This window comes from Rhizobium sp. BR 314, from assembly GCF_047445805.1.
GTDB lineage: Bacteria > Pseudomonadota > Alphaproteobacteria > Rhizobiales > Rhizobiaceae > Rhizobium > Rhizobium lusitanum_B.
Genome location: NZ_JARWLA010000049.1, coordinates 17,729 through 35,382, shown reverse-complemented (window position 1 = coordinate 35,382; position 17,654 = coordinate 17,729). Strand labels below are relative to the sequence as shown.

The following is a 17,654-nucleotide window of genomic DNA, read 5'->3' as shown; positions in this document are numbered from 1 at the left end:
ATATCGTGGGCTTCGTTAAACCAGATCGTGTGTGCTCTTCGATTTTTCTATGGGATCACGCTTGGCCAGGACGACATCCCGGATCGGATCCCCAATGCGCGCGAACCACGCAAGCTCCCTATTGTTCTGTCGGCGGAAGAGGTGGCTCAATTTCTTGAGGCGGTCTCCAGTCTGAAGGCGCGCGTTGCGCTGACCACGGCTTATGCCGCAGGTCTCAGAATCGGTGAGGTCTGTGGACTGGAGGTCGAGGATATCGACAGCTCGCGGATGGTGATCCATGTCCGCCATGGCAAAGGCGCCAAAGCCCTTTATGTCACCCGCCTGGTGGTGCGTAGCTTCTGGCTCATGCTGATTGCCGCTATCGCATCAGCTACGACGATCTTGCACAGAAGATGGACAATGACCTTGCCACGCCAACCTCGAAACTGTCGTAGCCGCCATTCCCGGCATGGCAGCGATCGAGCTCGACATCACCGATCCTGCCAGCATCAAGGCGGTGAGTTCGGCGCAAGCGACATCCTTGATCGAGATGTGCCGGCACAAGCACCAAATTTTGGCCAACATCCCTTTGTTCTTGAAGAGAGGCAGGCGGTCATGATGCGTTAGTTTCATCACTGATAGAAAGGGAGTCGCAGTTGAGAGCTATCGTCTCGGTCAGACATATCCAATGAATCCCGGATGCCTCACGAGGAGTGGCAAGGGGCTGAGCTTTCAGACAGCTTGGTGGTATCTTCCAATATTGTCGAGACACAGTCAGCGCGGGCATGACTGAAGAGCGCTCAGTCGATCGACCGAAGCCAAGTCGAGAACACTTCGATGTCCGCAGTTCGCGGCGCGTGGGCTAGCGAAACGACATAGAAGCCATAGCCAGGCAACGAGAGCGGGTGCGCCTTAACCAGCACGCCATTCCTTAGTTCATTGCTGATGACCACATCGCTGCAGATCGCTATCCCTTGGCCCGCCACGACGGCATCGATCGCGTGCAGTTCCTCCCGAAAACTCAGATCCCACACTCTGTCGGTTTCCAGGTCTGGGTCAATCGAATGAGCAGTAGCGAGCCATTGCCGCCATGTCGGAGCGCCGGGATCCCTGTTCATCCAGTCAAAATGAATCAGCGGAAAATGTAAAAGATCGGCGACGCGCTGGATCGGCCGACCGTCGCCCGCCAGTAAGTGAGGACTGCAAACCGGAAAGAAGGTGTCGCGAAAGACCTCTTGGGCAATGAAGTTCTGGGGCGGCTTGCGCGAATAGCGAATTGCCACATCGGCGGCGCCAGCACGAAGATCGAGTACCGCATCGGTCCCGATAATCTCCAATGGGACAGTCGGGTTTGCCTCACGCCAATGCGACAGACGCGGGACGAGCCATCGACTTGCAAATGCATTCGGGCTTGTAATCCGCAAGACCGTCCGGGCGGCATCGGGTTCGGCGACCGCGGCGATTGCGCCAGAAAACGCATCAAAGCCATTGCGAAGCCCCGGAAACAGCCGGGCGCCAGCTTTTGTCAGTAGAAGAGGCCGTGGTCGGCGCTGAAAGAGCTGGCAACCAAAAATCTCTTCCAGCAAACGGATCTGGTGGCTGATCGCGGTCGACGTCACCCCGAGCTCGTCTGCGGCGAGCTTAAAACTGCCATGTCTGGCCGCGGCCTCGAAGGCATGCAGCGAGCGTAGGGGTGGGAGCTTCCTCATGACGCCAGTCTAGATGAATTTTCCTCATCCAGCACCTGAGATCTTTGCCTTTGCTGCACGCTGCAGACGGTGAGACGATAAGCCATTGGTTAGGAGGGCGACATCCATGAATGTAGAGCAATCTGCTGACACCTTGTCGGGCATACCCCATTCAACCACGTCCGCCGTCGAGCGCTTGCGGCTAAACCTCCACGGCGACCTGGTGGTGCCGGCGGATCCCGCCTATGACCAGGCACGTCGAGTCTGGAATGGTGCGATCGACAAACGACCTGCAGCGATCGCCTTTTGCGTCGACGCCGACGATGTCATCAAGGCGGTGACCTTCGCGCGAGTACACCGCCTCCTCATCGCCGTTCGAAGCGGCGGCCACAATGTCGCGGGCCTATCTTCGTGCGACGATGGCATCGTGATTGACCTGTCGCGTATGAAGGGGATGAAGGTCGACCTCGAGCGCCGTATAGCGCGAGCCGAGGCGGGGCTTAACCTGGGTGAATTCGACAAGGCCACGCAGGCGTATGGGCTCGCAACCACGATGGGCGTCAACAGCGACACTGGCATTGCCGGATTGACCCTTGGCGGCGGGTTCGGCAAGCTCGGACGTAAGCACGGCCTGACCTGCGATAATCTTATCGCCGCCGAGATCGTGACGGCTGATGGCGCGCTGCTGCGGACAAGCGCCTCCGATCATCCCGATCTTTTCTGGGGGCTGCGGGGAGGCGGCGGTAATTTCGGCATCGTGACGGCGTTCGAATACCAGCTTCATCCGGTCGGCCCCACGCTGCTGGTTGGGTCGGTCCTTCACCGTTACGACCATGCCCGTGGAGCAATGAAGTTCTATCACGAGTTCTCCAGCAGGGCTCCCGATGAACTCAGCGTCGATGCCGCACTTGTAACAACACCTTCGGGCGATCGGTTCTTCAACATTTCAGCCTGCTATGTCGGGCCGCAGGAGGTAGGAGAGCAGGTCCTCGCTCCGCTCATGACATTCGGCTCGCCTATCGAAAGCAGCCTTGTTGCGCGGTCCTATCTACAGATCCAATCGAGCGGCGATGCGCTTTTCCCACGCGGGCGGCGCTACTACTGGAAAGCTCAGTTCCTCAATGACATCGGTGATGACCTCATCGATGCGCTCCTCGACGCCTACGCAAAGGCGCCGTCGCGCGCGTCGCTGCTAGTCTTTCAGCAAGTCGGTGGCGCAATCGCCCGAGTTTCGAAGTCGGATTCGCCATATGCGAACCGCGACGCCCATTATGATTGCTTCCCGATAGCCATCTGGGATGCCTCTGCGGACGATGAGGCCAATATGCGTTGGGCCCGCGAGTTGTGGCATGCCGTTAGACCGTATTCGACGGGTGGGGTGTATGCCAACAACTTGGGAGACGAAGGTGAAGATCGTGTACGCGCGGCCTATGGTGAAAACTATGCGCGCCTTGTCACACTCAAAAACAAGTTCGATCCGACAAATTTGTTCCGCCTGAACCAGAATATAAAGCCGACGATTTAGGACATGGTTTTTGAGCCGCAATAGCCGCGTAAAATCCAGACAGGGTCGGACTACTGTTTGACGGTTCTGCCAGCTGCCTTTATCGTCACCATCCTTTCCACCGGCTCCCGAAATTTCGAATACAATTGCTTTATTTGCACCTTGGGAACGCTTGTATGCTCAAGGTCGACATGCAGTGGCCAGTTCGGCGCTTTCCAGGCACTCGGCGAGCCGTTTAAGGAGTAATCTCGACACAAAATGAACAGACGCCCCTTCGGTCGTGGTTATAGTCTCACTGCCCTCAGTCTTACCACTGTTGCGCGACGAAGACGAGGTGTCGACTGCCTCGCCAACGGTGATGGACTTTAGTGTTGCTTTAAAGAAACTGTGTGACAGTGCAGGCCTGTCCCTATACCGGCAATCTGATGAAGTTTCGAAGAAAACCAAAGATATTACGGGGCTTCGCGAGTCCTGCAGCAAGCTATATTAGCGCATTTGCTCCGGCAATGTTTGCGGCAACTATTGCGGTCGTTGTCGTGCATGTCGCAACGAACTGGCGGCTGGAACGATCACTAGCCGATGAGCGCTCAGTAGCTGCCGGCGAGCTTGCCACCATATCGGCTCGGCTCCAGACGAACCTCAACAGCAATGTGAAGCTGCTGCAAGGCCTGTCAGCGGGTATCGCAGTCAATCCGGCGATGGACCAGAGTGATTTTTCCAAACTCGCCGCGGAGATCTTGCAGCCGGATTCACAGCTGCGAAGCTTCGCCGCGGCCCCCGGCATGGTGGTCAAGTGGGTTTATCCAGAAAAAGGAAACGAAAAGGCAATCGGACTCGACTATCGAACGAACGAAAAGCAGCGGAATAGCGCAATGCTGGCGCGCAATTCCCACAATATCGTCCTGACAGGCCCCGTGGACCTCGTCCAGGGTGGAACGGCTTTCGTGGCCAGGTGCCCAGTTTATATCAACGATAGAACAAGCCAGATCTTTTGGGGTCTTGTTTCTGGAGTCATAGACATACCGAGGCTGTACCAAGATAGCGGCCTTGGATCAACCGACCTTGAGATCGCCATCAGCGATGTACCGGAACCGAGGTTGGCCAAACAAGTTTTTCTCGGCCACCTGGAAACTTTTTCGAAGAATCCAGTCGTGGCATCTGCTGATATGACTTACGGCCGATGGACCCTTGTTGCTGTGCCTAAGGGCGGATGGGGCCAAAACAACGACGTTGCCACTTTTGAACTCTATGCTTGCTTATTGTCTTTGTGTGTCGTTGCGCCGATCGTCTGGGTAGGCTTTCTGACCAAATCACGGCAAAGAACCATTGAAAAACTTCGGCTTCACAAGAAGAAGCTCGTTCGAGCACGGCAAAGGCTCGAATACCTGTCGCTGCATGACGCACTAACGGGGCTTCCCAATCGCCGATTCATTGATCGGATGATCTCGCTATCGCCGAGGCCCCGTCCAGAAAATTGCCTGATGCTGCTTCATATCGACCTCGATCGATTTAAGGAGATCAACGACACCAAAGGGCATGCCGGAGGTGATACAGTTTTGCAGGCGGCGGCGTCACGCCTTGTCAAATTGGCCGGCCCAAACGACGTAGCGGCCCGAATCGGTGGAGACGAGTTCATTTTCGCTAGCTGGAGCTCCCATCCCGCGCCTAAGGCAGCCGAACTGGCCCAACAGATTGTCGATACACTCAAGCAGCCTATATTCGTTGATGGCTCAGAATGCGTGGTTGGAGCAAGCGTCGGCGTCGCATGGGAGACTGAACCTGCACAGGGACAGGACCTCAGTCAGCTGCGTCTCAATGCCGATTTGGCTCTATACGAAGCGAAGAAGACGGGCCGCGGCCGGGCGGCCATTTTCACCGAGGGGCTTCGCAGCGCCGCAATCCATACGAAGGAATTGGCGGACGAATTCAATCATGCTCTCGACCGCGATGAACTGGTTGCATTCTTTCAGCCACAGTTTCATGCAGACACATTGGACATCGCGGGCGTCGAGACGCTTGCCCGTTGGGATCACCCGCAAAAAGGTCTGCTCGCCCCGGATAACTTTCTCACTGTCGCGGAAAATTTGGGACGTTCCGGCGACATGGATAGGCTGATCCTGCAAAAGGCCCTGTTCGAGCTTACAAGATGGGACAGCCTGGGAATGCGCATCCCGCGCGTCTCGGTCAATATTTCAACGCGTCGACTGGCGCAGGCAAATCTGCTTGCCGAACTGTCTGAGCTTAATGTGGCCAAGGGTCGCCTGTGTTTTGAGCTGCTTGAAACAATCTCCTTCGACGATCTTCAACCCGTTCTCAATGAGGTAATTCCGGCCGTCAAAGAGCTCGGAATCGAAATCGAGATCGATGATTTCGGCACCGGACATGCCAGTATCGTCAGCTTGCTGAGATTCGAGCCACGAAGGCTTAAAATCGATCGGGAGATCATCAACCCGATCGTCACATCTCCATCTCAGCGCCGCTTGGTCTCCTCGATTATCGAAATCGGCCGGTCGCAGAACATCGACATCGTCGCCGAAGGTGTCGAAACGATGGAGCATGCGACGATCTTGAAAGAGCTCGGTTGCCATTTGCTACAAGGTTACGCTCTGGCACGACCAATGTCCTCAAAGCAGTTGATCGAATTTTGCCGCACGAAGCATAAGGACCTGAAAATGGCGGGATAATAGCTTGACGCGCCCTCCCGGCCACCGAGAATCGACCGCGACCACAACGGCGCGGAGGAACAAGTTAAGAATTCGCGACCTCACCGCCCCGGGGCAAGTTTCAACCAGGATGAGCGCCGCAAAGGTCTCGCCGAACATCTTCTCGAGCGAATAAAAAACACAACGAGATCGCTTTGGTTGACCTGAGACTACCTACGAAGGCTGCAATCGATTGCTTTTGAACGTGTCTGAGAGAACTGATCCTGTCCCGGCCTCATGATTGTTGGCCTATGCTATGTCGAGGCAGAGATATTTTAGTTCAACGTAATCTTCGATGCCGTATTTGGAGCCTTCGCGGCCCTGGCCAGACTGCTTGATCCCGCCGAAAGGGGCAACCTCGGTGGAAATCAGACCGGTATTGATGCCGACCATGCCATATTCGAGCGCTTCGGCGACACGGAAGACCTTCGAAAGATCCCGGGAATAGAAGTAGGAGGCAAGGCCGAACTCGGTATCGTTGGCCATGGCGATGACCTCCTCCTCCGTCTCGAACCGGAAGAGCGGCGCCACGGGACCGAACGTCTCCTCACTTGCTACTTTCATGTCGGGTGTGACTCTGGTCAGGATCGTCGGCTGGAAGAACAGGCCGCCGCGTTCGCCCGGTTTGCCGCCAAGCATCACCGACGCTCCCTTCGACACGGCATCTTCGATATGCTCCTCGACTTTGGCCAGCGCCTTTTGCGAGATCAGCGGCCCGGCTGCGACGCCTTCCTCAAAGCCGTCGCCGATCTTGAGAGCGCCAACCTTCTCGGCAAGTTTTGCGGCGAAGGCATCGTAGACGCCGGCCTGAACGTAAAGCCGGTTGGCGCAGACGCAAGTCTGGCCATTGTTGCGGTATTTCGAGACCATGGCGCCTTCGACGGCAGCATCAAGATCGGCGTCGTCGAAAACGATAAACGGAGCGTTGCCACCGAGCTCCAGGCCCAGTTTCATGATCTGCTCTGCGCCCTGACGCATGAGGATCTTGCCGACATTGGTGGAACCGGTAAAGGTCAGCTTGCGGACCTTGTCATTCTCGGTGAACGCCTTGCCAATTGTAGGAGGCTCCGTCGAAGTAATGATGCTGAAGACGCCCGCAGGAATGCCGGCGCGTTCGGCAAGCAGCGCGAACGACAAGGCCGATAGCGGTGTTTCGGCCGCCGGCTTCGCCACCATCGTGCAGCCAGCGGCGATCGCCGGCGCGAATTTGCGCGCCAACATGGCGTTAGGGAAATTCCAGGGCGTGATGGCAGCAACGACGCCGACGGGCTGCTTGATCACGATGATACGCTTGTCTGCCTGGTGGCCGGGAATAGTATCGCCGTAGACGCGCTTTGCCTCCTCGCCGAACCATTCGACATAGGATGCACCATAGAGAACTTCACCCTTCGCCTCGGCAAGCGGCTTACCCATTTCCGTCGTCAGGATAGTCGCCAGATCGTCGGCATTGGCAACCATCAGCTCGAACAGATTGCGCAGAATGGCAGCGCGCTCTTTGCCGGTCGTCTTCGCCCACTGCTTCTGCGCCGCATAGGCGGCCTCGACGGCGCGGTCGACCTCGACCTTGCTCAGGTCCGGCAAGACGGCGATCAATTCGCCGGTCGAAGGGTTGAAGACGTCGAAGGTCTTGGCGTCCTCGCTCGCCGCAACCCACTTGCCGGCGATCAGCACCTTATCGGTGAACAGAGATGGATCCTTCAGCCGGCCACGGAGGGTTTCAGAAAGGGCCATTGGTACATCCTCACGGATTTGAAGTGGAACGATCGACGGAGGCGGTCGCGTGGGCCACCTGACAGTGCTGGTCAGGCAAACGCGTGCGCCGAGTTGGCTTCGAAGCCGAGCCAGGCCTGATCGCCGCGGGCAAGGTGCGAAATCGCCTCATGTCCGAATGGAAGCCGAACCGACAAGCTGTCGCCGCTTGCCGTCCGCGTGCTGACCTCGACATTGTTGCCCAGAAAGGTGATGTCGCTGATCGTCACAGCGAGACCGGCATCGATCTGAGCCCGCGACAAAGACAATCGCTCGGGTCGAAGCAACAGCGATGCCTTTGTCCCGCCGACACTGCCGCCATTCATCGGCACGCCATCGATTATGGCGCCACCCGGGAGCGCCAGGCGCGCTTTGCCATCGCTGCGTCCAACCACCTCGGTATCGATGAAATTACTGTCGCCGATAAAGCCGGCGACGAAATGGGTGGCGGGGTTCGCATAGAGCTCCTGGCCGGAGCCAATCTGATCAATCTCGCCGTGACTGAAAACAGCGATGCGGTCCGACAGGCGCAGGGCCTCCTCCTGGTCGTGCGTGACGTAAAGGATGGTGACACCGGTTTCCTGATGAATGCGGCGGATTTCAAACTGGATTTCCTCGCGCAGCTTCTTGTCGAGCGCCGACAGCGGCTCGTCCATCAAGAGGACGGGCGGATTATAGACAAGCGCCCGGGCAAGCGCGACGCGCTGCTGCTGACCGCCCGACATCAGGGCAGGCTTGCGATCCTCAAAGCCTTCGAGGCGCACAAGGCGCAGGGCCGCCTTCACACGTTCGGCTATCTCGGCCTTTGGGGTACGGCGCACCCGCAGCGGAAAGGCGATGTTCTCACCGACCGTGAGATGCGGGAAAAGCGTGTAGCGCTGGAAGACCATTCCGATGCTGCGCTTGTGCGATGGCGTCGAAAGAAGGCTTTGGCCTTTCAGAAGAATGTCCCCTTCCGTCGGGTCCTGAAACCCGGCAAGAATGTAGAGCGTTGTCGACTTTCCCGAGCCGGACGGGCCAAGGAAGGTCATGAACTCGCCTTCGGCAATGTCCATCGTCACGTTCTTGACTGCCGTCACCTGGCCATAGACCTTGCGAATGCCGCGAATAGAGAGAAATGCTTCGGTCATGCTTTATATCCCTTGCGGAAGATGGCTGCCAGGACCATGAGGACGATGGTGAAGGCGATGAGTATGGTGGAAGCTGCGGCGATCACGGGCGTCAGGTCCTGACGTAAGGTCGACCAGATCTTGACTGGGAGCGTCTGGAGCGTCGGACTTGCCATGAAGATCGCCAGCACCACCTCATCCCAGGAAGCGAGGAAGGAGAAAATGGCGGCGGCAAAGATCCCGTGGCTGACCGCCGGCACGGTGACGCGCAATCGCGCTTCCCAGGGGCTGGCGCCACATAAAACAGCCGCATCCTCGATAGACTTGTCGAAACCTTCCAACGCGTTTCCGATCGAAATGATCGAGAACGGCAGCGCGATCAGCAGATGCGCGATGATGAAGGCGATCGTCGTCCCGGCAAGGCCGAGCTGCAGGAACAAGGCATACAGCGCAACGGCCAGAACCACGACCGGCAGGATCATCGGCGTCAGGAACAGGGCTCGCAGCGCCTCACGTCCAAAGAAGGTGCTACGGTTCAGACCGAATGCGGCCAGGAAACCTATGATGACAGAGAGAACGGTAACAACGGCCGCGATCTCAAGGCTGGTCAACGCGGAATAGAGCCAGCGCGGGTCGGCAAACAATTCCTGATACCACTTCAATGTCCAGGAGGGTGGCGGAAAGATCAGCCATTGCGACGAACCGAATGAGAGCGCAGCGATAAACGCAATAGGAAGGATTAGGAAAAGACAGACGGTAACTGTCAATCCGACCAGAAAAAACTTGAGCGCGCCGAGCTTTTCGAAATCGAGAAGCATGACTTACCTCGCCCGATTGGGGTTGAAAAATTTGAGCTGGATTGCGTAAAGCGCAAGCGTGACCAGCAGCAGGACAAATGCCGCCGCTCCGCCCATGCCCCAGTCAACAAGCGATTGGACGAACTGCGCAACGAGCTCGGCGAGCATCATGTTGGAGGTTCCGCCCAGCAAGGCAGGCGTCACGTAATAGCCAAGCGACATCACGAAAACCATCAGAGCACCGGCTGCAATGCCCGGCAGAGACAAAGGCAGCAGTATGTGCGTGAAGCATTGGCGCTTATTCGCTCCGCACAGCGCCGCCGCCCGCAAGATGCCGGGATCGATCGAACGCAAAACGCCCATAAGCGGCAAGATGACGAAGGGCAGCATGATATAGGTCATGCCGATGGTCACCCCGACGAGATTGTTGACGAGAGCGAGCGGCTTATCGATCAGCCCGAGCCCGATTAGCAGCTTGTTAACGACGCCGGTGCGCTGGAGCAGCACCATCCAGGCGTAGGTTCTGGCGAGGAGGTTCGTCCACATCGACAGGACGATGATCGCCAGAACCAGTCGCGACCAGCGCTCCGGCATGATGGCGAGCAGCCAGGCCATCGGGTAGCCAATGACGATCGAGACGAACGTTACCAGACCCGCGACCAGGAAGGTATTGAGAAAAACGCGCAGATATGTCGTCGAGCCCAGTAGTGTGGTGTAGTTCTGCAGTCCGAGCTGTGGCTCGAATATGCTCCGCATAAGGAGCATGCAGACCGGGACGATGAAGAACAGCGCAATGATGAGGAGCGCCGGCAGAAGATAGCCGAAGCTACCTTGCCGTGGCGATTTCCGTATCGCGTTGCCGATCGTTGCCGTTAGAGCCATTTGCACCTCCAGGGATTCTGGCGATCTCGACGGCCCGGCGGTGCCGGACCGTCGACAGACAAGCCATGAGCTACTTACTTCGCCTGCCAGGCATACCAGCGCGTACCGATCTCATCGCGGTGCTGCGCCCAGTAGTTCATGTCCGCGTTGACCTGCGTTGCCGCCTGCTGGTCGGGCAGCGATTTGCGCAGGGCGGGATCCATCAGTTCAGGCGAGCCGAGATTGATCGGCGCATAGCTGGTTTTTGCGGCAAACTTGGCCTGTGCGTCGGCACTTGTCGCGTTGGCGATGAACTTCATCGCCGCCTCCTTGTTCTTCGCACCCTTCGGAACGACGAGCGCATCTGCGGCCGTGATGTTGTTCGTCCAGGACGTTTCGACCTTCACCCCGGTCTGGGCGAGTGCAGTCAGGCGGCCGTTCCAGAAGGATCCAAACGGTGCCTCCGCGGACGCCAGCAACTGCTGAGACTGTGCGCCGCTATCCCACCAGACGATATCCGACTTGATCGTGTCGAGCTTTTTGAAGGCGCGGTCGAGATCGAGCGGATAGAGCTTGTCGGCCGGCACGCCGTCGGCCAGGAGCGCTGCCTCGATCACGCCGGGCGCCGACCATTTGTAGAACGTGCGCTTGCCGGGAAACTTCTTGCTGTCGAACAGATCTGCCCAGCTCTTCGGGCACGCATCGACGGCATCCTTGTTGCATCCGATGACGAACGAATAATAGAAGCTGCCGACGGAATAGTCGGTCACGAACCGCGGATCGAGCTTGCTCTTGTCGATGACGGTGAAGTCCAGTTTCTCCAACAGGTCCTTCTTGCCCGCCTGAACCGCGTAGTCGCCTTCGACGTCGACGACGTCCCAGCCGACCGCTTTCGCTTCAACCATGGCTTTCAGCTTGCCGTAGTCAGTCGGACCATCCTGCGTTACGTTTACCTTCGCCGTTTTGCTGAAGGTTTCGGCCCAAAATTCCTTTTGGGCATCCTGGGTGGTGCCACCCCAGCTGGTAAACACCATATCCTGCGCCGCAGCGGCTCCGGCAAAGCCGAGACCGGCGGTAAGAACTGCAATTGCGAATGTCTTAGTCATGTTCCCACTTTCGTTTTCTGTTGGACAGTTGCTTGCTTCAGATCGGATCTTTTCCGCCGAGCGGCGAAAACGACGCCGGCGACACGATCTTGTTTTCTGCCGTGACGATGAGATCACGTATCTTCGGCAGGAAAGCCTGCCATTCGGGATCGGCCGCCAGCTGCGCGCGCCGTCTCTGGCGGTCATCCAGTGTCGCGTAGCCCCAGATGTGGACGATCTCGTTGATCGAGCCGATCTCCGAGGAGAAATAGCCAATGAGATTGCCGAGATGCCTCTTCTGGATTGCGATCCCGATTTCCCCGACGACCCTTAGATATTCGGGAATGCTGCCGTTCTTCAGACGATAAGTCCTGATCTCGTAATACATGGGCTCACCGCATGACGAAGGGATCGGGGAACGGATCGTCCGAGGTTCTGAGCCAGACGGTCTTGGTTCGCGTAAAATCGAGAGCGGCGGTAAGTCCCCCTTCCCGACCATGGCCGGACGAGCCAAATCCGCCGAAGGGAGCGATCGGCGAAACGGCGCGGTAGGTGTTGACCCAGACGATGCCGGCGCGGATCCTCCTGATCGTGCGGTGCGCTCGGGCTAGGTTCCGAGTAAAGACGCCGGCGGCAAGTCCGTAGGGAGTGTCGTTTGCCAGAGCGACTGCCTCGTCCTCGCTGGCAAAGGAGACGACCGACAGGACGGGACCGAAAAGTTCAGCTTCGAATGACGGCGCCTTAACGCCGTCGCAATCAATGATCGTCGGCAGGTAGTAGAAGCCCTCGCCGGCTCGTGCCTTGCCGCCAGTCACGATCCTGGCGCCTGCATCGACCGACGCAGCCACCACGCTCTCGATATGCGCCCGCTGGCGCGCAGTGCAAAGCGGCCCGACCTCGGTCGCCATATCGAGGGGCGCTCCGATGCAGATCGCTTCGGCCTTTGCCTTCAAGAGAGCAATGAATTTGTCCTTGATGGAGGCTTCCACCAGCAGCCGGGAACCGGCAACGCAGCTCTGGCCCGTCGCTGCGAAGATGCCGGCGACCTGGGCGTTGGCGGCACTTTCAAGGTCGGCATCGGCAAACACGATGAAGGGAGACTTGCCGCCGAGCTCCAGCGAGGTGCTGGCAAGGTTTTCAGCGGAGTTGCGAACGACATGGGCCGCGGTCGCAGGCCCGCCGGTAAAGGCGATGTGTGCGACGCCCGGATGACGCGTCAGCGCACTGCCGCAGGACGGTCCAAAGCCAGTAACGATGTTGACAACCCCTTTCGGAAACCCGGCCTCATGCACGAGGCGCGCGAATTCCAGCATGGGCGCCGGTCCGTCTTCGGATGCTTTGACCACCAGCGTGCAACCGGCGGCGAGCGCCGGACCGATCTTGACGGCGGAAAGGAAAAGCTGGCTGTTCCAAGGCACGATCGCGGCGACGACGCCGACCGGTTCGCGACGGGTCCAGACCTCCATGTCAGCCTTGTCGATCGGCAGGGTCGATCCTTCGATCTTATCAGCAAGCCCAGCATAGTAACGATAATAGTCGGCGACATAGGCAATCTGTGCGGAGGTCCGCGGATGATCTTTCCGGTATCGAGAGTCTCGAGTTCGGCAAGGCGCGCAGCATTCGCCTGAACGAGATCGGCGAGCTTAAGCAGGAGCTTGCCCCTCGCACTTGCCAACATGGCCGGCCATTCGCCTGACCAGAGCGCCTGTTCCGCAGCCTTGACCGCGCGGTCGACATCGCCCTCGCGCGCCTCGGGCATGGACGCCCAGACATGGCCCGTTGCCGGATCGAGGCTGTCGAAACGCGCCGAGCCGTCATCAAAAACGCCATCGATATATTGCTGGAACCTCTGCATCTTGGGCCTCACTGAAACGCGGGCATGACGTCGGCGATGAAGCGCTCAAGCGATGCCTTCTTGCGCTCGAAGCTCATGCCTGTGTCGATCCAGAACGAGTATTCGTCCCAACCCTGCTTCTCGTAGACCTTCAAGCGGTCGATCACCGTTGCAGCGTTACCGATCGGCATGTTCGCGATCATCCTGTCCGGAGACAGGTTCGCATTCGCGACAAGTTCATCTTCGCTCAATGGCTGAATCAGCCCCTGTTGAATGGGGCGCTCATTTTTGAACCAGGCAAAGAAGTAGTTGTAGTAAACGCTGATTTCTTTGGCCGCCTGCGCTATGTCGGCTTCGTCGGAGCCGACGTAAGTATGCTGCAGCAGCATGATCTTGGGACGGTTTACATTCGAAGCCTTTTCGCAGGCCGCATTGAAGCGATCCATCAGGCTTGCAATCTCGGCCTCCCCGTTCGCCAGCGGGGTGCACTGCACATTGCAGCCGTTGGCGACTGCAAATTCATGGCTGTTTGGATCTCGCGCGGCGACCCAGATCGGCGGATGCGGCGCCTGAACCGGCTTGGGGGCTGAGGTCGTTGCGGGAAATTTCCAGAATTCGCCGTCATGGGCATAGTCGCCCGCCCAGAGACCCTTGATCGCCGGGATCAGCTCGCGCATCCTCTGTCCTGCGCCCCAGGCGTCGAGCCCGGGCAACAACCGCTCATATTCGAAACTATAGGCGCCACGGGCAATACCGAGATCCAGGCGACCGCCACTTATGATGTCGATCATGGCAGCTTCACCGGCAAGCTTGATCGGATGCCAGAAAGGGGCAATGACTGTGCCGGTACCAAGGCGAACATTTTTCGTACGGCGAGCAAGATCGGCTAGATTGACGAACGGGTTCGGCGCGATGGTGAAATCCATGCCATGATGCTCGCCGGTCCAGATTGCATGCATCCCGCCCCTGTCGGCGATCTCGCAGAGCTCAATGAACTCTTCATAAAGTTCCTGATGGTTCTGGCTGGCGTTCAAGCGTTCCATGTGAACGAAAAGCGAGAATTTCATGCGTCACCTTTTTTGGCCACGGCGTGAACCCGGCCTTTTTCGTGGTTGCCAAAATAAATGCCGAAATTGCCCAGCATGCTTTCCTGCGCATAGCGCTTCACGGTCTCACGCACGGCGCTATCGGAAATTTCGGCAAGCGGAAGGTCTTGAAGCGGAAAAAACCGGCCAATCTTCGCGTTTCCGGGGCCGAGACTTGCGCGGTAGACGATATGCTGGCAGCCGGTCTTGGTGTCTTCGTAGATGGAGTAGAGAAGACCGGTCTGGATCTTAAGGCCAATCTCGGCGGCGAACTGGAGTTCGAGAACATCCATCCCTTCGCTTTCGGCTTTGTCGACAGATGGAAGGGTCCAACCTCCCGAGGCTGTCGGAACAAGAAGAATCTCGCCAGACCGTTCTGCGACTGCACCGACGGACAGGCTTCCCTCGACATTGGCGAGAAGATCCTTTTCCGTTGTCGCCGGTGTGAAATAGCCGCCGCGAGCGTAACCGAGCCCGGTTTTGCCTGTGTTTTCCAGGGCCTCGATGCGGCCGACCAATATGACATGGTCGCCAGCGTCAAAGCGCTCATGCATGGCGCAGTCGAACCACGCAGCAACGTCGGCAAACACCGGTGAACCGAATGGCCCAGGCGTCCATGCGACCGATGCAAAGCGATCCTCCACTGGACGGGCAAACGTGTTCGAAACATCCTTTTGATCTTCAGAAAGGATGTTGACCGCAAAGCCGCGAGCGGTGGTCAGGGTCTGGTAATTTCGCGAGGTTTTCGCCAAACATACGAGCAGCAATGGCGGATCGAGCGATACACTCGTGAAGCTATTTGCCGTAAAGCCAATAGGCGCTCCTGCCTCATTCATGGTCGTTACGACCGTCACACCAGTGAGAAATGCGCCGAATGCGTCTCTAAGAGCCCTTGCTTCAAGCATTTCATCCTCCTCTTTAGGCTGCCCATGTCAGCCAGTTATCCAGGGCCGCGGTCACCTCCTCCGGTGCCGTAAGGTTGACCATGTGACGGTGACCCCTGATCACCGCGGTCCTGCCATTTTGTGCGGCCTCAGCCATGTCCTTGGCCATCTCCGGCGTCGAATTTGGATCGCCGTCACCGGTCAGAAACAGGGCGGGACATGTGACGAATGGCCAGCAATCGCAATAAAGCGTGTCCCCCGTCGCGAAGGCCCGATAAGCAGCGGCATATCCCTCGGCGTTGACCTCTTGGAGAAGCGCGCGCACCAAGCGATAGGCGTCGGTATTCGCTTCATCAGGGGCAAACCATCGCCCAAGCGGCGCTTCCCGGTCGAACGCACCGGTAAATATTTCACCCGCGCGCGCTTCGACCGCCTGCCGGGCTGCGATTGTCCGCTTGTAGACCCCATTCAGCAATGCAATCCGGCGGAGTCGCTCCGGCGCCGTCGCAGCCATCCCAGTCGTGATCAGGGCACCCATGGAGTGGCCGGCGATATTGACCGCGCCCAACTCCAACTCATCGATAACGGAGGCAAGCCAGGTAACGAAGTTCGAAAGATCCGGCCGGCCCTCAAGCGGCGCTGACAATCCGTGACCTGGAAGATCTAGCGCGATGACGCGGTTGCGCTTCGACAACTGCTCGATCTGCGGTCCCCAAGCCTCGATCCTCATTCCAACACCGTGAATGAGGACGAGAACTTCGTCGCCGCTGCCGCTGTCGACATAGGCCGCGCCGGATTTTGTCTTAGACCGCTGCAGGGTTTGCAACATCGTGACCCAGCTCCTTGAGATCCTGATAGCGATCTCCGATACGATGATGCGGGCGGCCGCCAATCGAAGCTCCGAGCGCCACGACAATCTCGTCTGCGGCGGGTGCGTCCGGGACTGCGCATTGGATCGTCAGATAATGAGAGCGGCGCCCTTCATCATTCTTGTCCATGAGCGGAATCATGATCGGGGCATTGGCCGGGCCGCGCGTGTTGCAGAAGGCGAGATAGGATTTTGCGCCGACGGCGGTGCGATAGTGGTTGCCGAAGCGCAGCGTATGGATCAGCGCCGAGGCGTGCTCAATCTCACCGTTGAGTCCGACAACTGCCGACTTTCCATAAGCCTCGACAGCTTCTCCCGAACCGGCGGCGTCGATGATCATCTTCGTCAGCAGTTCGCCGAGAACGGGCGCGACCGCGTGAATTTCCGGCTTGAGATCCTCGACGAATCCGCGGCCAGCCCAGGGATTTTTCAGGACCGCGATGGCGGCGATCAGCTTTAGCGGCACGGCGGCTCCCTTACCGCCTTCGATGTGGGTTGTCTCGACGTGCAACAATGTCTTGCGAATAAATGACGCCATCTGCATCTCCTGTCCATTCAGCTGTTTATATGTTGGTATACCATAAGACAACGTGTCAAGAGCTTGCGCAAGATTTCTTTTCGTTCTAGAAGATTGTCATGAGCCAGAACGCAAACGACATCGCCGCCCTTCGCATCGATTCTCCGCCCGCTACTTTGAGAGAAATTGCGCTTGATCGAATGCGACGGGCGATCATCAACGGCTTGTTCGAGCCAGGTGCACGCCTTGTCGAGCGGACCCTTTGCGATCAGCTTGGCGTCTCGCGATCGGTCATTCGGGAAGTGCTTCGACATTTGGAAGCCGAGGGGCTTGTCGAAATGCTGGCCAAACAAGGCCCGATCGTTGCGCGTCTCGACTGGAATGATGCACGCCAGATCTATGAGATCCGGGCCTCATTGGAGTCGATCGCCGTTGCGGATTGTGCGCGGACGGCAGCGGATGGCGTCAAGAACAGACTTCGTCAGGCATTGGACGAGTTGGATCGCACCTCTCGCCAACAGTCCCCTCAGGGTATTCTCGACGCAACCACCGAGTTTTATCGCATCATCTTTGAAACAGGCGGCCACAATATTGCCTGGGACATCGTCAGCCGCCTGAACAGTCGAATTTCGCGACTTCGCGTGATGACGTTGTCTACGACGAACCGGACAACCACGGGCCCTGCCCAGATCCGGAAGATCTTTGCAGCGATTGAACAGAACGAGCCGGAGATTGCGGCTGAGGCTTGCCGAACGCATGTTCAGGCTGCTGCCGCCATTGCAAAGGAGCTGCTGGCCCACGGACCTTGAGGCACATCGGCGATTATTGTTCAGCGTGAACTTGCGACGAATGCTAGGCCGCCTGCTCTTGAAGGGGTCTGAACCGGCGGTCCGGCCCACCAGCCATGCTCGACAGCCTACTGCTCCGCTATTGATCAAGTCGAGAGCACACAAGGATGAATCCGAAATGCGTCCGTCGCCACGAAGACGAGA

The 17,654-nt window shown here is 58.1% G+C and carries 15 protein-coding genes and 1 pseudogene; 4 read left to right on the top strand and 12 right to left on the bottom strand.

Features of this window, described 5'->3' with window-relative positions:
- Window positions 1-606 (top strand): tyrosine-type recombinase/integrase (locus QD461_RS33310; protein WP_414091284.1); only part of this gene is annotated, 606 nt, incomplete at its 5' end.
- A gap of 173 nt (window positions 607-779) precedes the next feature.
- Here QD461_RS33310 and QD461_RS33305 read toward each other — a convergent pair.
- Window positions 780-1,688 (bottom strand): LysR substrate-binding domain-containing protein, encoded by a 909-nt coding sequence (locus QD461_RS33305; protein ID WP_414091283.1) that lies wholly within the window; start codon window positions 1,686-1,688, stop codon window positions 780-782.
- Between the two features lie 106 nt (window positions 1,689-1,794).
- Between QD461_RS33305 and QD461_RS33300 the strand changes: the two genes are divergently transcribed.
- Window positions 1,795-3,192, top strand: coding sequence for an FAD-binding oxidoreductase (locus QD461_RS33300; protein ID WP_414091282.1), 1,398 nt, complete (start codon window positions 1,795-1,797; stop codon window positions 3,190-3,192).
- Window positions 3,193-3,596: 404 nt separating this feature from the next.
- Complete coding sequence (locus tag QD461_RS33295; RefSeq protein ID WP_414091286.1) at window positions 3,597-5,855, top strand: EAL domain-containing protein; 2,259 nt, start codon at window positions 3,597-3,599, stop codon at window positions 5,853-5,855.
- A gap of 267 nt (window positions 5,856-6,122) precedes the next feature.
- On the opposite strand, the gene QD461_RS33290 is transcribed toward QD461_RS33295, so the two are convergent.
- The 11 genes and pseudogenes from QD461_RS33290 to QD461_RS33240 form a co-directional block, all read right to left on the bottom strand.
- A complete protein-coding gene (locus tag QD461_RS33290) occupies window positions 6,123-7,604 on the bottom strand; it encodes an NAD-dependent succinate-semialdehyde dehydrogenase (RefSeq protein ID WP_414091281.1) in 1,482 nt (493 codons plus the stop codon).
- A 71-nt stretch (window positions 7,605-7,675) separates the two neighbouring features.
- The gene (locus tag QD461_RS33285; RefSeq protein WP_414091280.1) at window positions 7,676-8,752 is read right to left on the bottom strand and encodes an ABC transporter ATP-binding protein; all 1,077 of its coding nucleotides are present in this window, start codon (window positions 8,750-8,752) and stop codon (window positions 7,676-7,678) included.
- Window positions 8,749-9,549, bottom strand: coding sequence for an ABC transporter permease (locus tag QD461_RS33280; RefSeq protein WP_414091279.1), 801 nt, complete (start codon window positions 9,547-9,549; stop codon window positions 8,749-8,751). The genes QD461_RS33285 and QD461_RS33280 overlap by 4 nt, the downstream gene beginning before the upstream one ends.
- 3 nt (window positions 9,550-9,552) lie before the next feature.
- Window positions 9,553-10,410: an ABC transporter permease gene (locus QD461_RS33275; RefSeq protein ID WP_414091278.1), complete on the bottom strand. Its 858-nt coding sequence runs from the start codon at window positions 10,408-10,410 to the stop codon at window positions 9,553-9,555.
- A 74-nt stretch (window positions 10,411-10,484) separates the two neighbouring features.
- The gene (locus tag QD461_RS33270) at window positions 10,485-11,495 is read right to left on the bottom strand and encodes an ABC transporter substrate-binding protein (protein WP_414091277.1); all 1,011 of its coding nucleotides are present in this window, start codon (window positions 11,493-11,495) and stop codon (window positions 10,485-10,487) included.
- A 37-nt stretch (window positions 11,496-11,532) separates the two neighbouring features.
- The gene (locus QD461_RS33265) at window positions 11,533-11,862 is read right to left on the bottom strand and encodes an NIPSNAP family protein (RefSeq protein WP_414091276.1); all 330 of its coding nucleotides are present in this window, start codon (window positions 11,860-11,862) and stop codon (window positions 11,533-11,535) included.
- Between the two features lie 4 nt (window positions 11,863-11,866).
- A pseudogene (locus QD461_RS33260) lies at window positions 11,867-13,329 on the bottom strand (aldehyde dehydrogenase).
- An 8-nt stretch (window positions 13,330-13,337) separates the two neighbouring features.
- Complete coding sequence (locus tag QD461_RS33255) at window positions 13,338-14,375, bottom strand: LLM class flavin-dependent oxidoreductase (protein ID WP_414091275.1); 1,038 nt, start codon at window positions 14,373-14,375, stop codon at window positions 13,338-13,340.
- The gene (locus QD461_RS33250; protein WP_414091274.1) at window positions 14,372-15,298 is read right to left on the bottom strand and encodes a flavin reductase; all 927 of its coding nucleotides are present in this window, start codon (window positions 15,296-15,298) and stop codon (window positions 14,372-14,374) included. Before QD461_RS33250 ends, QD461_RS33255 begins: the two co-directional genes overlap by 4 nt.
- 13 nt (window positions 15,299-15,311) lie before the next feature.
- Window positions 15,312-16,106 carry an alpha/beta fold hydrolase gene (locus QD461_RS33245; protein WP_414091273.1) on the bottom strand — a complete coding sequence of 265 codons (795 nt, stop codon included), beginning with the start codon at window positions 16,104-16,106 and terminating at the stop codon, window positions 15,312-15,314.
- Complete coding sequence (locus QD461_RS33240) at window positions 16,081-16,683, bottom strand: amino acid synthesis family protein (protein ID WP_414091272.1); 603 nt, start codon at window positions 16,681-16,683, stop codon at window positions 16,081-16,083. The genes QD461_RS33245 and QD461_RS33240 overlap by 26 nt, the downstream gene beginning before the upstream one ends.
- A gap of 98 nt (window positions 16,684-16,781) precedes the next feature.
- On the opposite strand from QD461_RS33240, the gene QD461_RS33235 reads away from it, so the two are divergent.
- Window positions 16,782-17,471: a GntR family transcriptional regulator gene (locus QD461_RS33235; protein WP_414091271.1), complete on the top strand. Its 690-nt coding sequence runs from the start codon at window positions 16,782-16,784 to the stop codon at window positions 17,469-17,471.
- Window positions 17,472-17,654: the final 183 nt, after the last annotated feature.

Coding starts and splice junctions, on each gene's coding strand:
- QD461_RS33295 (WP_414091286.1), top strand. CDS start 3,597: ATGAAGTTTCGAAGAAAACCAAAGATATTACGGGGCTTCGCGAGTCCT.
- QD461_RS33290 (WP_414091281.1), bottom strand. CDS start 7,604: ATGGCCCTTTCTGAAACCCTCCGTGGCCGGCTGAAGGATCCATCTCTG.
- QD461_RS33275 (WP_414091278.1), bottom strand. CDS start 10,410: ATGGCTCTAACGGCAACGATCGGCAACGCGATACGGAAATCGCCACGG.
- QD461_RS33265 (WP_414091276.1), bottom strand. CDS start 11,862: ATGTATTACGAGATCAGGACTTATCGTCTGAAGAACGGCAGCATTCCC.
- QD461_RS33250 (WP_414091274.1), bottom strand. CDS start 15,298: ATGCTTGAAGCAAGGGCTCTTAGAGACGCATTCGGCGCATTTCTCACT.
- QD461_RS33285 (WP_414091280.1), bottom strand. CDS start 8,752: ATGACCGAAGCATTTCTCTCTATTCGCGGCATTCGCAAGGTCTATGGC.
- QD461_RS33240 (WP_414091272.1), bottom strand. CDS start 16,683: ATGGCGTCATTTATTCGCAAGACATTGTTGCACGTCGAGACAACCCAC.
- QD461_RS33280 (WP_414091279.1), bottom strand. CDS start 9,549: ATGCTTCTCGATTTCGAAAAGCTCGGCGCGCTCAAGTTTTTTCTGGTC.
- QD461_RS33270 (WP_414091277.1), bottom strand. CDS start 11,495: ATGACTAAGACATTCGCAATTGCAGTTCTTACCGCCGGTCTCGGCTTT.
- QD461_RS33245 (WP_414091273.1), bottom strand. CDS start 16,106: ATGTTGCAAACCCTGCAGCGGTCTAAGACAAAATCCGGCGCGGCCTAT.
- QD461_RS33255 (WP_414091275.1), bottom strand. CDS start 14,375: ATGAAATTCTCGCTTTTCGTTCACATGGAACGCTTGAACGCCAGCCAG.
- QD461_RS33305 (WP_414091283.1), bottom strand. CDS start 1,688: ATGAGGAAGCTCCCACCCCTACGCTCGCTGCATGCCTTCGAGGCCGCG.
- QD461_RS33300 (WP_414091282.1), top strand. CDS start 1,795: ATGAATGTAGAGCAATCTGCTGACACCTTGTCGGGCATACCCCATTCA.
- QD461_RS33235 (WP_414091271.1), top strand. CDS start 16,782: ATGAGCCAGAACGCAAACGACATCGCCGCCCTTCGCATCGATTCTCCG.